General features: G+C 72.5%; 15 protein-coding genes. 6 read left to right on the top strand and 9 right to left on the bottom strand.

Features of this window, described 5'->3' with window-relative positions; genetic code table 11:
* Positions 1-24: 24 nt before the first annotated feature.
* Positions 25-708 (bottom strand): ABC transporter ATP-binding protein, encoded by a 684-nt coding sequence (locus J7523_RS15120; protein ID WP_291888318.1) that lies wholly within the window; start codon positions 706-708, stop codon positions 25-27.
* Positions 705-1,832, bottom strand: coding sequence for an ABC transporter permease (locus tag J7523_RS15115; protein ID WP_291888315.1), 1,128 nt, complete (start codon positions 1,830-1,832; stop codon positions 705-707). Before J7523_RS15115 ends, J7523_RS15120 begins: the two co-directional genes overlap by 4 nt.
* A gap of 155 nt (positions 1,833-1,987) precedes the next feature.
* On the opposite strand from J7523_RS15115, the gene J7523_RS15110 reads away from it, so the two are divergent.
* Positions 1,988-2,395, top strand: coding sequence for a hypothetical protein (locus J7523_RS15110; RefSeq protein ID WP_291888312.1), 408 nt, complete (start codon positions 1,988-1,990; stop codon positions 2,393-2,395).
* Positions 2,396-2,414: 19 nt separating this feature from the next.
* Here J7523_RS15110 and J7523_RS15105 read toward each other — a convergent pair whose 3' ends face one another.
* From J7523_RS15105 to J7523_RS15080, 6 genes are all read right to left on the bottom strand, one after another.
* Complete coding sequence (locus J7523_RS15105) at positions 2,415-2,894, bottom strand: nucleoside deaminase (RefSeq protein ID WP_291888309.1); 480 nt, start codon at positions 2,892-2,894, stop codon at positions 2,415-2,417.
* A 76-nt stretch (positions 2,895-2,970) separates the two neighbouring features.
* Positions 2,971-4,425, bottom strand: a complete 1,455-nt coding sequence (locus tag J7523_RS15100; RefSeq protein WP_291888306.1) for a Tat pathway signal sequence domain protein — start codon at positions 4,423-4,425, stop codon at positions 2,971-2,973.
* Positions 4,426-4,633: 208 nt separating this feature from the next.
* The gene (locus tag J7523_RS15095; protein ID WP_291888304.1) at positions 4,634-5,092 is read right to left on the bottom strand and encodes a PTS glucose transporter subunit IIA; all 459 of its coding nucleotides are present in this window, start codon (positions 5,090-5,092) and stop codon (positions 4,634-4,636) included.
* Positions 5,092-5,322 (bottom strand): glucose PTS transporter subunit EIIB, encoded by a 231-nt coding sequence (locus tag J7523_RS15090; RefSeq protein WP_291888301.1) that lies wholly within the window; start codon positions 5,320-5,322, stop codon positions 5,092-5,094. Before J7523_RS15090 ends, J7523_RS15095 begins: the two co-directional genes overlap by 1 nt.
* Positions 5,323-5,375: 53 nt before the next feature.
* Positions 5,376-5,621 carry a glucose PTS transporter subunit EIIB gene (locus J7523_RS15085; RefSeq protein ID WP_203756121.1) on the bottom strand — a complete coding sequence of 82 codons (246 nt, stop codon included), beginning with the start codon at positions 5,619-5,621 and terminating at the stop codon, positions 5,376-5,378.
* Positions 5,618-6,628, bottom strand: a complete 1,011-nt coding sequence (locus J7523_RS15080; protein ID WP_291888298.1) for a GntR family transcriptional regulator — start codon at positions 6,626-6,628, stop codon at positions 5,618-5,620. Before J7523_RS15080 ends, J7523_RS15085 begins: the two co-directional genes overlap by 4 nt.
* Positions 6,629-6,855: 227 nt before the next feature.
* On the opposite strand from J7523_RS15080, the gene J7523_RS15075 reads away from it, so the two are divergent.
* The 5 genes from J7523_RS15075 (at position 6,856) to J7523_RS15055 (ending at position 14,316) form a co-directional block, all read left to right on the top strand.
* Complete coding sequence (locus tag J7523_RS15075; RefSeq protein ID WP_291888296.1) at positions 6,856-8,211, top strand: PTS transporter subunit EIIC; 1,356 nt, start codon at positions 6,856-6,858, stop codon at positions 8,209-8,211.
* Positions 8,208-9,893 (top strand): phosphoenolpyruvate--protein phosphotransferase, encoded by a 1,686-nt coding sequence (gene ptsP / locus J7523_RS15070; protein ID WP_291888293.1) that lies wholly within the window; start codon positions 8,208-8,210, stop codon positions 9,891-9,893. The genes J7523_RS15075 and ptsP overlap by 4 nt, the downstream gene beginning before the upstream one ends.
* Before the next feature lie 81 nt (positions 9,894-9,974).
* On the top strand, positions 9,975-10,244 hold the full coding sequence (locus J7523_RS15065) for an HPr family phosphocarrier protein (protein ID WP_291888290.1): 270 nt from the start codon (positions 9,975-9,977) through the stop codon (positions 10,242-10,244).
* A 263-nt stretch (positions 10,245-10,507) separates the two neighbouring features.
* Complete coding sequence (locus J7523_RS15060) at positions 10,508-12,586, top strand: family 43 glycosylhydrolase (protein ID WP_291888288.1); 2,079 nt, start codon at positions 10,508-10,510, stop codon at positions 12,584-12,586.
* A gap of 35 nt (positions 12,587-12,621) precedes the next feature.
* A complete protein-coding gene (locus J7523_RS15055) occupies positions 12,622-14,316 on the top strand; it encodes a ricin-type beta-trefoil lectin domain protein (protein WP_291888285.1) in 1,695 nt (564 codons plus the stop codon).
* A gap of 75 nt (positions 14,317-14,391) precedes the next feature.
* Here J7523_RS15055 and J7523_RS15050 read toward each other — a convergent pair whose 3' ends face one another.
* Positions 14,392-16,206, bottom strand: a complete 1,815-nt coding sequence (locus tag J7523_RS15050) for a family 43 glycosylhydrolase (protein ID WP_291888283.1) — start codon at positions 16,204-16,206, stop codon at positions 14,392-14,394.
* Positions 16,207-16,246: the final 40 nt, after the last annotated feature.

Below are 16,246 nucleotides of genomic sequence, written 5' to 3'. Positions count from 1 at the left end.
TCGTGTCGGACGGCCGCTGTCGTGTCAGACGGCCGCGAGGCGCCCGTCGACCATCTCCAGCACGCGGTCGCAGTGCTCGAGCACGTCGTGGTCGTGCGTGACCATCACCGTAGCGACGCCGAACCCGTGGGTCTCGCGGGCGAGCAGCTCGACGATCTCGTGGCTGCGGCGCCGGTCGAGCGCGGCGGTCGGCTCGTCGACCAGGAGCACCGACGGCGACGCGACGAGCGCGCGGGCGATGCCGACGCGCTGCCGCTCACCACCGGACAGCCGCCCGGGGCGGCGGTGCGCGTGCTCGGACATGCCGACGGACTCGAGCAGCTGCTCCGGCGACGTCGTGGCGCGGCGGCCGGTGATCTTCTCCACCAGACGCAGCTGGTCGATCGCGGTCAGCGCGGGCACGAGGTTGCCGGACTGGAAGACGAGGCCGAGGTGGTCGCGGCGGAAGCGGGCCAACGCCCGGCCCGACAGCGTGGTGAGGTCGGTGCCGGCGACGACGACCGAGCCCGACGTGGGACGCGTCAGGCCGCCGGCGACCGCGAGCAGGCTGGACTTGCCCGCGCCGGAGGGGCCGACGACGGCGACGAGCTCGCCGGGGGCGACGGTCAGGTCGACGTGGTCGAGGGCCGCGACCTGCGTGTCTCCGTCGCCGAAGGTCAGGGTGACGTCGGTCAGGGCGAGGCCCGTGCGGGTCGTGGTGGTGGTCATCGGTTCTCTCCGAGCGCGGTCACGGGGTCGACACGGGCGATGCGGGCGGTGGCGACGATCGCGCCGACCAGCCCGAGGACGAGCAGCAAGACGCCACCCAGGACGACAGGCTGCCCCTGCAGCTCGAACGGCATGCCGCTGCCGACGAGCAGCGAGCCGAGCCCGAGGCCGACGGCCAGGCCGACGCCGATCGACCCGGCGAGCAGGATCGCGGCCTGCGCGAGCCCGTCGAGCACGAGGAACCGCGTGGACGCGCCGATCGCGCGCATGACGGCGAGCTCGCGCGTGCGCTGCACGGTCCACAGCGTGAAGAACGCGCCGACGACGAGCGCGGAGATGGCGTAGAGGAAGCCCTTGATGAGGTCCATCGTCATGATCTCGGCCTGGTACCCGGGCGACGAGTTGAAGGCCTCCCCGATCGGCCGCGCGTCGGTCCCGGCCGCGGCGTCACCCGCGGCGAGGTCCGGCACGCCGTCGACGCCGCGCAGCGCCACGACGCTCGCCTCGTCGTACGCGTCGGCGGGCGCCTCCTGACCGGGCGGCGTCGCGGAGTGGATCTCCTGCCAGGTGCGCAGGTCGAGGAAACCGATGTCGACGTGGCCGAACGTCCGCTGGTCCGTGGTGAAGCCGACCACCTCGAGCTGGGTGCCGACGCGGTCGATCGTCAGGACGTCGCCCAGCGCGACGCCTTCGTCCTTCGCGGACACGGACAGCACGACCTCGCCCTCGCCCGCGAGCGCACGGCCCGCACCGGTCGGAGGCTCGACGAAGCCGCCACGCTCGACGCCGAACAGCGCGAGGTCGACGGGCGTGCCGTCATCGTTCTTCGCGTTGACGAGCGCGGTGCCGAGCAGCTCGGCGCCCGCGACGTCGTCGCGTGCGGCCCACGCGTCGCGCTCGGCCGTGGTGACGACGGAACGGGTGAACGCGGAGTCCGTCTTGGTGCCCTCCTCGAACGCGACCGCGTCGAGCGGGCTGCGCTGCAGGCCGGAGACGCCGTCGACGACGAGGCCGGACGACAGCCCGGACAGCAGGACCATGAGGACGGTGATGAGCGCGACGACGGCGCCCATGAGCCCGAATCGGGTGCGCGCGAAGACGAGCTCGCGCAGTGCGAGGAACACGGGTGGGCCTCCCGGGTAGCGATTCACGCATCTTGTTGACGCGGTGTCGACATCTTATCGACACGGCGTCAACAACTTCCCGCCCGTCGCGCGAGTGTGACCACCTCCACACCCCGCGCCGCGCGCCCGAGTACCGCTCCGCGACAATGGGCGGCATGAGGAGACGCCCCGCACAGCGGTCGTTCGCCGACATCGTGCGCGAGGTCGAGTCGACACCCCGGCAGCCCCTCGAGGCCCCCGCCGCGGGGACGCTGGTGGACGGCGTGCTGACGGACCCGGACGGCCGCGAGTACAGGCGCGTCGAGGACACCCTCACCGCCAACAGGGCGCTCGCTCTCGCGGCCGCCGGGGCGGTCGTCGTCTGGGACTCGTGCGGGTGCGGCGGGTACTGCGGCTTCGAGTGGTTCTCCGCGCAGGACGTCAAGGCGATGGCGGCGTCCGGGGCACCTGTCATCCGGAACACCAAGCGCGCACGGGGCAACGTCTCGGAGTGGCGCAGCAGATCCGGCGACGTGCTGCTGCTCGCCGAGGACGACGTCCGCTGGGCCGGGCGGATGGGATGACGTCGGTGCGCCGACGTCCTCAGCCCAGCGCGTGGCGACGCAGGAGCGACCGGATCTCGTCCTCGAGCGTCGGCGCGGGTCCGTCCACGGGGACGCCGGGGGCGACGGTCCTGACGGGCAGCACCGCGACGGGCCCCGCCGGCACGCCCCACTCGTCACGCCACGCGGCGATCTGCTCGGACGACGCCGCGTAGACGATCCGCCCCAGCCCCACCCACGCGTGCGCGGCCGCGCACATCGGGCAGTGCTCGCCCGACGTGTAGACGGTCGCGGCGGCGCGGTCCTCCGGGGCGACGTGCCGGGCCGCCCACCGGGCGATCTCGAGCTCCGGGTGCCGGGTCTGGTCGCCGTCCTTCACACGGTTGCGGTCCTCGAACAGGACCACGCCGGAGGCGTCCACGAGGACCGACCCGTAGGGCTCGTCGCCGTCGTCGAGCGCCTCGTGGGCGAGTGCGACGGCCCGGGCGAGGTACGTCAGGTCGGTGTCGGAGAGCGTCATCGCCCCACCCTGTCAGGGACGTGCGCACGGCGATGGCCGGCCGGGACGTGGGTCCCGACCGGCCGTCGCCGCGAGGTCAGCTGCGCAGGCGCATCGGGTTGGTGCCGGTCGAGCCGAACACGAACCACGACGTCGCACCCACGTGCTGCACCTGGAAGTACCCGAACCCGAACCCGGTGTCGAGCAGGGAGGACGCCGCGACGACACCGCCGTCGACGACCACGCCGCCGAGGTGCTGACCGACGCCGAGCACGTCCTGCGCGTGCCGGGCCTGCACGAGCAGGGCCTCGGCGGACTGCCGGTCGCGGCCACGGCTCCGGTCGCGGAGGGCCGTCGCGAGCTGGCCGGTGCCCTCGAGCCACACGCCCTGCGGGTTGACGGTGATGCCGTTGTACTGCGCGGTCGACGTGAGGCTCGCGGTGCTGAACGTGACGCCGCTGAGCGTCTCGCCGTCGGGCAGCTGGGAGTTCGTCTGCGCGGCCTCGTCGGTCGTCGCGAGCGCCGAGCCGGCCCAGTCGAGCGAGCGGGCGTACTTCTTGTCGCGCAGCGCGAGCCAGCTCCACGTCGCCGTGTCGAGCGGCACGGGGAACCTGTTGATCTCGACGCCGTCGTTGGTTCCCGTCCAGAACGAGCCGGTCGCCGGGTCCCACATGAGGTCGACGAACGCGCGGGCGTGCGCGACGGCGTCGCCCCACTTCTTGTCGTGGGTCAGCTGCTTGAGCATCGTGAAGAACGCGACGCAGTCGATGTTGTGCTCGGTGGACCCGTTCGGCACGGGCACGTTCGAGCCGTTGACGCCGAACGAGAACCCGCCGAGCGGCTGCGTCGACCACGTGTTCGTGGTGATCCAGGTGCCGATGCGGACGGCGGCGTCGAGGTAGCGACGGTCGCCCGTACGGGAGAACAGCTGCAGCAGCGCGATGCCGGGCCACGCCATGTCGCCGACGGCCGTGCCGAGGAACCCGAACTGCCAGCCGATGTTCGCCGTCCCGTCCGGCTGGATGAAGCCGTAGGGCTGCGGGTTGCCGTCGTAGAACGTGTACGGCCCGACGTTGTACCCCTGGCGCAGGCGGCCGTCGGAGTACCCGGGGTCGTGCTCCTGGGCGTAGACGATGCCGTCGCCGATCGCGCGGGCGGTCTGCTCGGCGGCGCGGCGGCCGTCGGCGAGGAGCGCGATGACGGCGAGGGCGGAGTCGTAGACGAACGCGGTGCTGAACAGGCCGAGCTCGTCGGCGTAGCTCTGGGGCAGGCGGGGGCCGGTGTTGAGCGTCGGGTACGCGTTGGTGGCGGCCGTGAGGAAGTCGACGGCGGCGCGGCGGGCGGCGTTCGGGTTGCCGTGCGCGTGGCCGTGGGACGGGCCTCCGTGCGCGGGGATCGTGGCGGGCAGCGGGCGGGCGGCCGCACTGGTGGCCCCGGCGGCGACGGCCGCGGCCGCACCCGTCAGGACCAGGAACGAGCGCCGGCTGAGCGGCGGCAGGACGTGACGGCGGGCTGACTGGTTCGTGACGGGATCGATCGTGGTGTCCGGCATCGCGGGGGACCCCTCCTGGGCGGGCGAACGGGCCGCGACGGTGCGGCCCGTGACCACCGTAGGGACGCATCGGGCACAACGGAAGAGTTAGACGGATCGGATATGGGCACGCTCCCACCCGCAAGGGTGACACGTGTCGACCTCCGCACCGGATGTTGTCGGTGACACGTGTCGGCTCACACCGTCACCGGGGGGCCCGCGACGGCCGTCAGGACCACTCCAGGAACGGCTCCCCGGCCGTCACCGAGTCGCCCGGCTTCGCCCGTCGGACGAGCGTCCCGGGCGCTGCGTCGAGCGCGACGACGGGGCACACCGGCGACCGTCCGCCCGCCGCGACGGCCGCCGGGTCCCACGCGACGAGCACCTGGCCGGCGGTCACCGTGTCGCCCTCGGCGACGTGCAGCGTGAAGCCCTCGCCGCCGAGCTGCACGGTGTTGATGCCGAGGTGCACGAGCAGCCCGCGGCCGTCCGGAGTCTCGACCACGAACGCGTGCGCGTGCAGCTTCGCGACGACGCCGTCGACCGGTGCGATCACCTCGCACGGCCCGTCCTGCGACGGGTCGACCGCGAGGCCGGGTCCGACGAGCTCGCCGGCGAACACGGGGTCGTCGACGTCGGCGAGCGCGAGCACCGCACCGGTCACGGGCGCGAGGACCTGCAGCGTCATCAGCGCAGGTCCTCGATGTCCGAGGCCAGGGTGTCGGCCTCGGGCCCGACGACGACCTGGAACGCGACTCCCGAGCGGACGACCGCGATCGCACCGGCGGCCTTGAGCGCGGCCTCGTTGACGCGCGACGGGTCCTCGACCTCGATGCGCAGCCGGGTGATGCACGGCTCCAGGTCGACGACGTTGTCGTCGCCGCCCAGGGCCGCGAGGATCTGTGCTGCCTTGCTCATCTCGTGCTCCTTCGTGCGGGGGACTCGGGGCGTGCGTCGGGGGCCCGTGCGGGTCACATCAGGTCGTCGAGGTCGCTCGCGATCGTGTCGACGTTCGGGCCGACGACGACCTGCACGACGCGGCCGGAGATCATGACGCCGAACGCACCCGCCGCGCGCAGGGCGGCGGCGTCGACGCGCGTCGTGTCGCGCACGAGCGAGCGCAGCCGGGTGGTGCAGGGCTCGATCTCGTCGATGTTGTCGACCCCGCCGAGCGCGGCGAGGATCGCTGCCGCCTGCTCCATGCCTTCGGGCCTCATGCGCGTTCTCCTCGTGCTGCCGCGGCCGCGGGTGCGCGCCTCGTCGTCGTGGGCGTCGCCGGGTCCCCGGCGGGGGTGGGGCCGTCGCTGTGCGGGGTACGAGCGACATCGACCGTCGAGAAGTCGAGCGGCCGGACGTCGGCGGGCGCGGCCTCGACGTCCGTCGCCGTGCCGGTCCGCGCCGTCGCGGGCTCGCCGGGCGTGCGCCGGCGCGGCACGAGCGACGGGCGGGGCGCGCTCAGGGGCACCCACACCGTGTACCGGTCGGCGCGGTAGCAGGACCGCGAGTACATCGTCGCGCCGGCCGCGGAGTACGTCCGGCGGGCGGCCCGCAGCACGGCCCGCCGCTCGCCGAGCCCGAGCAGCGACGCCTCGGTGTCGGTGGCCTCGTCGGCGGACAGCGTGTCCTCGCCCCACTCGGGGGCGAGGTCGAGGGCCCGCAGCGCGTCGTACATGCTCGGCGGCGCGCCGTCGTCGAGCAGCCCGGGCGCGAGCGCGGCGGGCACCCACACCTGCTCGATGCACATGGGTTCGCCGTCGGCGCTGCGCACCCGGTACAGGTAGTGCACCTTGGCGCGCGGCTCGATCTCCAGCGCCGCGGCGACGTCGGGCGTCGCGGCGACCGTCTGGGCGGCGAGCACGGCGGTCGTGGGCTCCATGCCGCGCCGGCGCATCTCCTCGCCGAACGTCGTCAGGCGCATCTCGAAGTCCATGCGCTGCGGTGCGACGAACGTGCCGCGCCCCTGCTCGCGGACCAGCACGCCCTCGGTGACCAGCGCGTCGACGGCCTGGCGCACGGTCATCCGGGACAGGCCGAACTGCTGCGTGAGGGTGCGCTCGGACGGGATCGCGTCGCCGACGCGCAGCTCGCGGGCGACGAGCCCGACGAGGTGGTCGCGGACGGCGAGGTACTTGTGCGCGACGGGGGTCTCGTCCGAGGCGCCGGTCGGCGGGGCGGGCGCGGGCGTCACGACGACGTCCGGGGCGTCCTGCGCCGGCTGCTGCACGTCCAGGGGTCCACTCCTTCGTCGCGGCGTCGGGCTGTGCCGCCCCGGCGGACCGGAGGCGGCTCCGCGTCGTCGCGGTGTGACCCTTGACACATGATGAGGTCTAGACCACTCTGAGCGCAACTGGTCCAGACCAGGACCGAGCGTGGCCCCCCGCGAACGCTCCCAGCCCGTCTTCGTACCACCCCCGCACCGGCTACTCATCGAACCTCAGCGAGGAGTGCTCCATGACCACCGCCGTCGTCGACCCCGTCGAGACCCCCCGCAAGGGGATCCCCGGCCTCGCGCAGCTGCAGCGCATCGGCCGTTCCCTCATGCTCCCCATCGCCTCCCTGCCCGCCGCGGCGCTCCTGCTGCGCCTCGGCCAGGACGACATGCTCGGCAAGAACGGCGTCGGCGGCACGTGGGAGTGGATGCTCCCCGTCGCCTCCGTGCTCGGTGCCGCCGGCAACGCGCTGTTCGCCAACCTGGCGCTGCTGTTCGCGCTCGGCGTCGCCGTCGGGTACGCCCGCAAGTCCGACGGGTCGACGGGCCTCGCGGCCGTCATCGGGTACCTCGTCTTCAAGGGCGTGACGGACGCGCTGTCGCCGTACATCCTCGGCGAGGCTGCGGAGGGCGAGAAGCAGGAGCTCATCAGCTACGGCGTGCTCGGCGGCATCGTCATCGGCCTCGTCGCCGCGCTGCTGTACCAGAAGTACTACCGGATCAAGCTCCCGCCCTACCTCGCGTTCTTCGGCGGACGGCGCTTCGTGCCGATCGTCACCGCCGGCGCGGCCATCCTCATCGCGGTGTTCGCGTCCCTGATCTACCCGGCGTTCGACGCGGGCTTCACCGCGGTCGGCGAGTGGGTCACGGGCTCGACGATCCTCGGCGGCTTCGTCTACGGCACCGCGAACCGGCTGCTCGTGCCGATCGGCCTGCACCACCTGCTCAACTCGATGCCGTGGTTCCAGTTCGGCTCGTACACCGACGCGAACGGCGACGTGTGGAACGGCGACATCGCCCGCTTCCTGCACGGCGACCCGACGGCCGGCACGTTCATGACCGGCTTCTTCCCGATCATGATGTTCGCCCTGCCTGCCGCCGCCCTAGCGATCGTGCACACCTCGAAGGCCAAGAACCGCAAGGTCATCGCGGGCATCATGGGGTCCGCCGCGCTCGTCTCGTTCGTCACGGGGGTCACCGAGCCGCTCGAGTTCGCGTTCGTGTACGTCGCCTACCCGCTGTACGCGATCCACGCGGTGCTCACCGGCACGTCGCTCGCGCTCGTCAACGCGCTCGGCATCCGCGACGGGTTCGGGTTCTCCGCCGGCGTCATCGACTACGCGCTCAACTTCCGGATCGCGCACCAGCCGCTGCTGCTCATCGTCATCGGCCTCGGCTATGCGGTCGTCTACTACTTCCTGTTCCGCTGGGTCATCACCAAGTGGAACCTGCGCACCCCGGGGCGTGAGGACGACGACGGCACGCCCGTCGACCCGACGGCCGACCAGGTCGAGCACGTCGACACCCCGTCGCCGCGCCCCGAGCCCGGCGTCCCGACCCCGGCCGTGCCCACGCCGGCGACCGACGGCGCGCGATGACCAGCAGCACGTCCCTCGTCCTGCGCGGCGTCGGGGTCAGCCCCGGTCGCCGCGCAGGCGTGGTCGCGCGGATGCCCGACCCCCTCCCGGCTCCGTCGACCGAGCCGCTGCCGCCCGGTACCGACCTGGCGGCGGCGGCGGACCGGATCGACGCGGCCGCGGCGGCGGTGCACGACGCGCTCCTCGTGGCGGCGTCGACCGCGCGCGGCGAGGGGGCCGAGGTGCTGGCGGTCACCGCCGAGATGGCGGCCGACCCGACGCTCGTCGACGAGGCGCGGCGCCGGGTCGTCGAGCACGCGTCGACGCCGCAGCGGGCCGTGTGGGACGCGGCGGCGGTGGTCGTGGAGCAGCTCGTCGCGCTCGGCGGCCTGTTCGCGGAGCGTGCGCGGGACGTCGACGACGTGCGCGACCGCGTCGTCGCGACACTCACGGATGCGCCCCTGCCGGGCGTGCCGGATCCCGGTGAGCCGTTCGTGCTGGTCGCGCGCGACCTCGCCCCTGCCGACACCGCCCGCCTCGACCCCGACCATGTGCTCGCGCTGGTCACCGAGGGCGGCGGCCCGACGTCGCACACCGCGATCCTCGCCCGCGCGCTGGGCATCCCCGCGGTCGTCGCGGTGGCCGGCGCCGGGTCGCTGCGCGACGGCGACCTGGTGCTGGTCGACGGCGCGCTCGGCTCGGTCACGCCCGACCCGGACGAGGAGGCCGTCGCGCGCGCCGGCCGTGCGATGCGTCGCCCGTCGAAGCTGGGCGCGCCCGGTGCGACCGCCGACGGGATGCCCGTCGCGCTGCTCGCGAACGTCGCCGACACCACCGGTGCGGCGGCTGCCGCCGAGGCGGGCGCCGAGGGCGTCGGGCTGCTGCGCACCGAGTTCCGGTTCCTCGGCCGCACGGTCGCGCCGGGGATCGACGAGCAGGTCGACGCCTACCGGCAGGTGCTCGCGGCGTTCCCCGGCCGCAAGGTCGTGGTCCGCACGCTCGACGCGGGCGCCGACAAGCCGCTCCCGTTCGTCACGGCTCTCGACGAGCCGAACCCCGCGCTCGGCGTGCGCGGTCTGCGGACCGCGTGGGACCACCCCCAGGTGCTCGACGACCAGCTCGCGGCGATCGCCGCGGCGGCGCGCGCCGAGGACGCCGACGTGTGGGTCATGGCGCCCATGGTCGCGACGTCCGCCGAGGCCCGGGACTTCGTCGAGCGGTGCACGTCGCACGGCCTGCTGCAGGCGGGCGTCATGGTCGAGGTGCCGTCGGCCGCGCTGCGGTCCCGGGACCTGCTCGCGCACGCGCGGTTCGCGAGCATCGGCACGAACGACCTCACCCAGTACGCCATGGCCGCCGACCGGGAGCTCGCGCGGCTCGCGCAGCTGTCGACGTCGTGGCAGCCGGCCGTGCTGGACCTCGTCGCGGCGACGTGCGCCGGGGGCGCGCTGCGGGACCGTCCGGTCGGCGTGTGCGGCGAGGCGGCCGCGGACCCGGCGCTCGCTCCCGTGCTCGTCGGGCTCGGGGTGTCGTCGCTGTCGATGACGCCGCGCGCGCTGCCGGACGTGGCCGCGGTGCTCGCGACCGTCACCACGCAGCGGTGCCGCGAGCTGGCGCAGGTCGCGCTCGCGGCCGACGGCGCCGAGGCCGCTCGCGAGGCCGTCCGGGCGATGCTGCCCGTTCTGGAGGACCTAGGTCTCTGATCCGTCCCCGAGAGCACTGGTAGGACTGTGGTCTAGACCAGTACGCTCGATCTCGTCATCGTCGACCGCCAGGAGGCACCCATGCAGCGTTCCGTCGTCGTCGCGATCCAGGACGGGCTGCACGCCCGGCCCGCCGCGCTCTTCGTCGCGGAGGCCGCCCGGCAGCCCGCACCCGTGACCATCGCCAAGAACGGCTCCGGTCCCGCGTCGACCCGGTCGATCCTGTCGGTGATCACGCTCGGCATCGGCGCCGGCGACGAGGTCGTGCTGGAGACCCCGGCCGACGACGACAGCGCGGTCGCGTCGCTCGACGCGCTGGAGACGTTCCTGCAGCAGGTGGCGGTCGCGTAGGGGACCGACCGGTTCCGGCGCCGTCGCGCCGCCCGCCGGGCTCGGGCCCGGTCGGGCCGCGAGGCCCGAGTGCCGATCGCGTCGTCTAACCGTTTCGGACGACGCCCAGGGGTTCCGCGTGGCCTGAGGGCTGGGCACGATGTCGAGCGATCGATGTTAGCGCTCACATGGATTCGCCCACCGGCCGGAGAGACGTCGCGCGCTGCGCTGCGGGACGGGTTCGGCATGTGGCGACGCGATCCCCGACCCGAAGGAAGCCGACGATGTCTTCCCCCAGCACCCCCCGGCGCCACGGCCGCGTGACGGCGTTCCTCGCCGCCCTCGCCGTCGTCCTGGCCGGCGCCCTCCTCGCGGTGGTCCCCGGTTCGCCGGCGTCCGCCGCCAGCATCGACACCACCGCGTGGTACGTGCTGCTGAACCGCAACAGCGGCAAGGCGATCGACGTCTACAACCTGGCGACCAACGACGGCGCCCGCATCACCCAGTGGAGTCGCAACGACGGCAACCAGCAGCAGTGGCAGTTCGTCGACTCGGGCGGCGGCTACTACCGGCTCAAGTCGCGGTTGTCCGGCAAGGTCCTCGACGTGACCGGCAGGTCCACCGCCGACGGCGCCGCGATCATCCAGTGGACCGACAACAACGCCACGAACCAGCAGTTCAGCGTCCAGGACGTCGACGGGTACGTCCAGCTGATCAGCCGCAACAGCGGCAAGGCCGTCGAGGTCCAGGGTGCCTCCACCGCCGACGGCGGCAACATCGTGCAGTACTCCGACTGGAACGGCACCAACCAGCAGTGGCAGCTCGTCAAGGTCGGCAGCGGCGGCACGACCACCCCGCCGCCCACCGGCACGTACAACAACCCCGTCGTCTGGCAGGACTTCGCCGACGGCGACATCATCCGCGTCGGCGACGCCTACTACTACTCCGCGTCGACGATGCACTACTCGCCGGGCGCACCCATCCTGCGCTCGTACGACCTCGTCAACTGGGAGTACGCGGGCCACTCGGTGCCGCGCCTCGACTTCGACTCGAACGCGTACGACCTCAACGGCGGCCGCGCCTACGTCAAGGGGATCTGGGCGTCGGCGTTCAACTACCGGCCCAGCAACAAGACCTTCTACTGGATCGGTTGCACCGAGTTCAACCGCACGTACGTGTACACGGCCACGGCGGTCGACGGCACGTGGAGCAAGCGCGCCCGGATCAACGGGTGCTACTACGACGCCGGGCTGCTCGTGGACGACAACGACACGATGTACGTCGCCTACGGGAACAGCACGATCAGCGTCGCGCAGCTGTCGGCCGACGGGACCAGCCAGGTCCGCAGCCAGCAGGTGTTCACGACGCCGTCCAGCGTCGGCACGCTCGAGGGCTCCCGGTTCTACAAGCGCAACGGCTACTACTACATCTGGCTGACCAGGCCCGCGAACGGCCAGTACGTGCTGCGGTCCACCTCGCCGTTCGGGCCGTACGAGATGCGTCAGGTGCTGCTCAACATGCCCAGCCCGATCTCGGGCGGGGGCGTGCCGCACCAGGGCGGGCTCGTGCAGACGCAGAACGGCGACTGGTACTACATGGCCTTCGTCGACGCGTACCCCGGCGGGCGCGTCCCCGCCCTGGCCCCCATCAGCTGGAGCGCGGACGGCTGGCCCACCGTGCAGACCGTCAACGGCGGCTGGGGTGCGACCTACCCGAAGCCGAACATCACGACGACGAAGACCGTCGCGTCGATGATCGGCCCGGACACGTTCGCCGGACCGACGCTCGGCCCGCGGTGGGAGTGGAACCACAACCCGGACACCAGCAAGTTCACCGTGAGCAACGGGCTGCGGCTGCAGACGGCCACCGTCACGAACGACCTCTACAACGCCCGCAACACGCTCACCCACCGGATCCAGGGCCCGTCCTCCACCGCGACGATCGAGCTGGACTACAGCACCATGCGCGACGGCGACCGGGCGGGGCTCGCGATGCTGCGGGACTCGTCGGCCTGGATCGGCGTGCGGCGCGACAACGGCGTCACGCGGGTCTCGATGACGAACGGCCTGACGATGGACGGCAGCTGGAACACGACCGGCACCGGCACGGAGGCGGCGAGCGCGTCCGTCAGCGGCGGGCGGATCTGGCTGCGCGCGACGGCGGACATCCGTCCTGGCTCCGGCCGGCAGGCGACGTTCTCGTACAGCACCGACGGCGTGAGCTTCAGCCGGCTCGGGCCCGCGTTCACGCTCGGCAACGCCTGGCAGTTCTTCATGGGGTACCGCTTCGGGATCTTCAACTACGCCACCGGCTCGCTCGGCGGTGCGGTGACCGTGCAGCGCTTCGACCTCACCACCCCGTGACCTTCACCATGACCACCGCACAAAGGAGTGCTCTCGTGAGAAGTTCTCGTCGTCGTCGCTGGTGCACCGCGCTGGCCACGACCGCCCTGACGTTGTCCGTCGTCGGCCTCGGCACGTCGGTGCAGGCCGCCGCGACGGTCGGCACGGCGGCCGGCCCGGTCGCCACGGCGGCTGCCCCCACGGTCCAGGAGCCGGCACCCTTGCCGCCGCTGGGCTGGAACAGCTGGAACACGTTCTACTGCAACATCAACGAGCAGATGATCCGCGAGACGGCGGACGCGATGGTCAGCTCGGGGATGGCGGCGGCCGGCTACCAGTACGTGGTCGTCGACGACTGCTGGATGCAGGACACCCGCGACGGCAGCGGCAACCTGCGGGCGCGCACGGACCGGTTCCCGTCCGGCATGAAGGCGCTGGGCGACTACATCCACGGCAAGGGCCTGAAGTTCGGGCTGTACCACGCCCCGCGCGAGAAGACGTGCAACCAGTACTTCTCGAACCTCCCGGGGACGTCGTCGTACGGGCACGAAACCCAGGACGCGAACTTGTTCGCGTCCTGGGGCGTCGACTACGTCAAGCACGACTGGTGCGACCCCCGGGGCACCGCCTCCGAGCAGGCCGCCACCTTCAAGAAGTTCGGCGACGCGCTCAAGGCCACCGGCCGCCCGATCGTCTACTCGATCAACCCGAACAGCGCGCACTCGAACACCGCCCCGACGTACTCCGGCTGGGGCGCGTTCGCGGACATGTGGCGCACGTCCGAGGACCTGTCCGCCTCCTGGTCGACGGGGTGCTCGCCGTCCGCCGACTGCTTCGTCGGCATCACCGAGGCCCTCGACATCGTGGAGCCCATGCGGGAGTGGACCAAGCCGGGCCAGTACAACGACCCCGACATGCTCATGGTCGGGGTGCGGAACGCGCTCAACGCCACCGAGAACCGCGCGCACATGAGCATGTGGGCGATGCTCAGTGCTCCGCTCATCGCGGGCAACGACCTGCGGAACATGTCCTCCGACGTGCGGTCCGTCCTGACCAACCGCGACGTGCTGGCGATCGACCAGGACCCGCTCGTGCGCCAGGCGGACCGGGTGCGTGACGACGGCGACGCCGAGGTGTGGGCGAAGCCGCTCGCGGACGGCTCGGTCGCCGTCGCGCTGCTCAACCGCGGGTCGGGCAGCCGGCAGATCTCGACGACGCTCGGGCAGGTCGGGCTCGGCTCGGGGACGTACACCTACCGGGAGGTCTGGACGGGTGCGACCGGCTCGACGACGAGCCAGCTCTCCGCGCAGGTCGCCCAGCACGGCGTCGCCCTGTTCGTGGTGAGCGCCGGCCGCACCACCCCGCCGCCGACCGGCACCGCGCTCGTCAGCGCGTCGTCCGGGCGCTGCCTCGACGTGCCGGGAAGCGCGACCACGAACGGCACCGGCCTCGTGATCTGGGACTGCCACTCGGCACCGAACCAGACGTGGGCCGCCGGCACGGACGGCACGCTCCGCTCGCTCGGCAAGTGCCTCGACGCCCCGCTGACCGCCACCGCGGGCACGCGCGTCCAGCTGTGGGACTGCAACGGCGGCAACAACCAGCAGTGGACCCTGCAGGGCGACGGCACGATCCGCGGCGTCCGGTCGGGGCTCTGCCTGGACGTCGACCACAACCTCACGGCGAACAACACCGCCGTGCTGCTGTGGACGTGCACGGCGTCCGCGAACCAGCGCTGGTCGCGCGGGTAGGCGACCAGCGCGCGAGACAGCCCGGGGGGCGGCGGACCGGACCGCCGCCCCCCGGGCCTTTGTCGTGCGGTGCGCTCAGGAGCGCGTCCACTGCATGCTGGTCGCGGTGCTGCACGACCGCTGCTCCAGCGCGGCACCCGCGGTCGTGGAGCCGTTGGCCACGTTGAGGCACTTGCCGCTGTTCAGGTTGACGAGCTGGTTGTAGCCGTCGCCGGTCGAACGCCAGGTGAAGACCTGGTTGTTCCGGTCGTGGCACGTGTACTGGATGACCGCCGCGCCGTCGGCCGTCGACGCACCGCTCACGTCGAGGCACTTGCCGCTGTTGACGCTCTGCAGCCGCACGTTGCCGCTGCCGGCGTCGACGAACCGCCACTGCTGCCACGCCGAGCCGGTGCTGGGCCACTGGCCCACGACCGCCGAGTCGGCGAGGCTGCCCTGCTGCACGTCGATCACCTGCCCGCTGTTGCGGTTGGTCACCCGGTACGCCGTCGCGGTGCTCGTCCCGCGGGAGAACTGCCACCAGTTGACGTTGAACAGGGTGCCGCTGCCGCCGGTGAACCGCAGGTACAGGTCGTGCGTGCCGGTCGCGCCGGTGACGGGGCACGTGGTGGTCGTCCAGCTCTGCCACCCGCCGGTGCCGCCGACCGTGCAGGTCGCGACGACAGGACCGCCGGTGCCGTCGAGCCGCACCTCGATGCGGCCGCCGCTGGTCGCCGACGCGACCCGTGCCGAGAACGACGTCGCGCCCGTGCCGAACGCGACGCCCTTCACCTTGACGTAGTCGCCGTTCTCGATCCAGCCGATGTTCATGCCGCCCTCGGTCGACGGCTCCGTCTCGATCCCGGACTCCCAGGCGATCGTCTCGGCCTCCTGCCGCACGTACGGGTCGAGCGTGCCGACCTGCGGCGCACCCGTCGACGTCATGGTGATCGTCGGGATGCTGCCGTCGGCGCCGTACGTGAACTTCTCGACCGCCACGGACCGCGTGTAACCGCCTCCGCCCGGCAGCGCACCGTTGTGGTAGAAGAAGTACGACCCGCCCGCGAAGTCGATGACGCCCGGGTGGTTGGTGAAGCTGCTGCCCTGGGTCGGCATGACGGTCCCGCGGTACGTCCACGGCCCGGTCGGCCCGGGTGCGGTCGAGTAGCCGATGAACTCCGAGCAGCAGCGGGCCGCGAACACGTTGTAGTAGGTCCCGCCTCGCTTGTAGACCCACGGCCCCTCCTCGAAGAGGGTCGGCCGGTTCGCGTCGCCGGTCCGGGTGCCGAACCCGGCGGTGGTGAGCGGGATCTGGGTCGGGCTGCCCGAGTACGAGATCATGTCCGCGTTCAGCCGGACGTACCAGAGGTGCGGGTTGCCCCAGTACAGGTACGCCTGACCGTCGTCGTCGATCATCACGGTCGGGTCGATCTCGCCGTTGCCGACGAGCGGGCGGCCGATCGCGTCGCGGAACGGCCCCGTCGGGCTGTCGGCGACGCCGACCCCGATGACGCGCTGCCCCGTCGAGCGCTGCCGGACCGGCACGTACCAGTAGAACTTCCCGTTGCGCGGCACGACCTGACCGGCCCACGCATCGGCGTCCGCCCAGCTGAACGTCGCGAGCGACATCGGTGAGCCGTGGTCCGTCCAGTTGACCATGTCGGCCGACGAGAACACGTGCCAGTCGCGCATCGTGAAGTACGACGAGCCGTCCTCGTCGTGCCCCGTGTAGAGGTAGACGCGGCCGTCGTACACCAGGGGTGCCGGGTCGGCGGTGTAGATGTGCTGAACGATGGGGTTGTCCGCCTGCGCCGGCGCAGGGAGCAGGGCGACGGCGCAGACCGCCGAGGCGAGCAGGGCGATCGCCGACCGGAGTCGCCTCCGGGGCGGGCGTGAGGGTGGCTGCTTCAACGTGGCTCCTCGAGTGTCACGAGCGGGTGCTGTCGCGGAC

The sequence above is a fragment of the Cellulomonas sp. genome, from assembly GCF_017744555.1.
In the GTDB taxonomy this organism is placed as follows: Bacteria; Actinomycetota; Actinomycetes; order Actinomycetales; family Cellulomonadaceae; genus Cellulomonas.
This window is presented reverse-complemented; position numbering and strand designations above follow the sequence as displayed.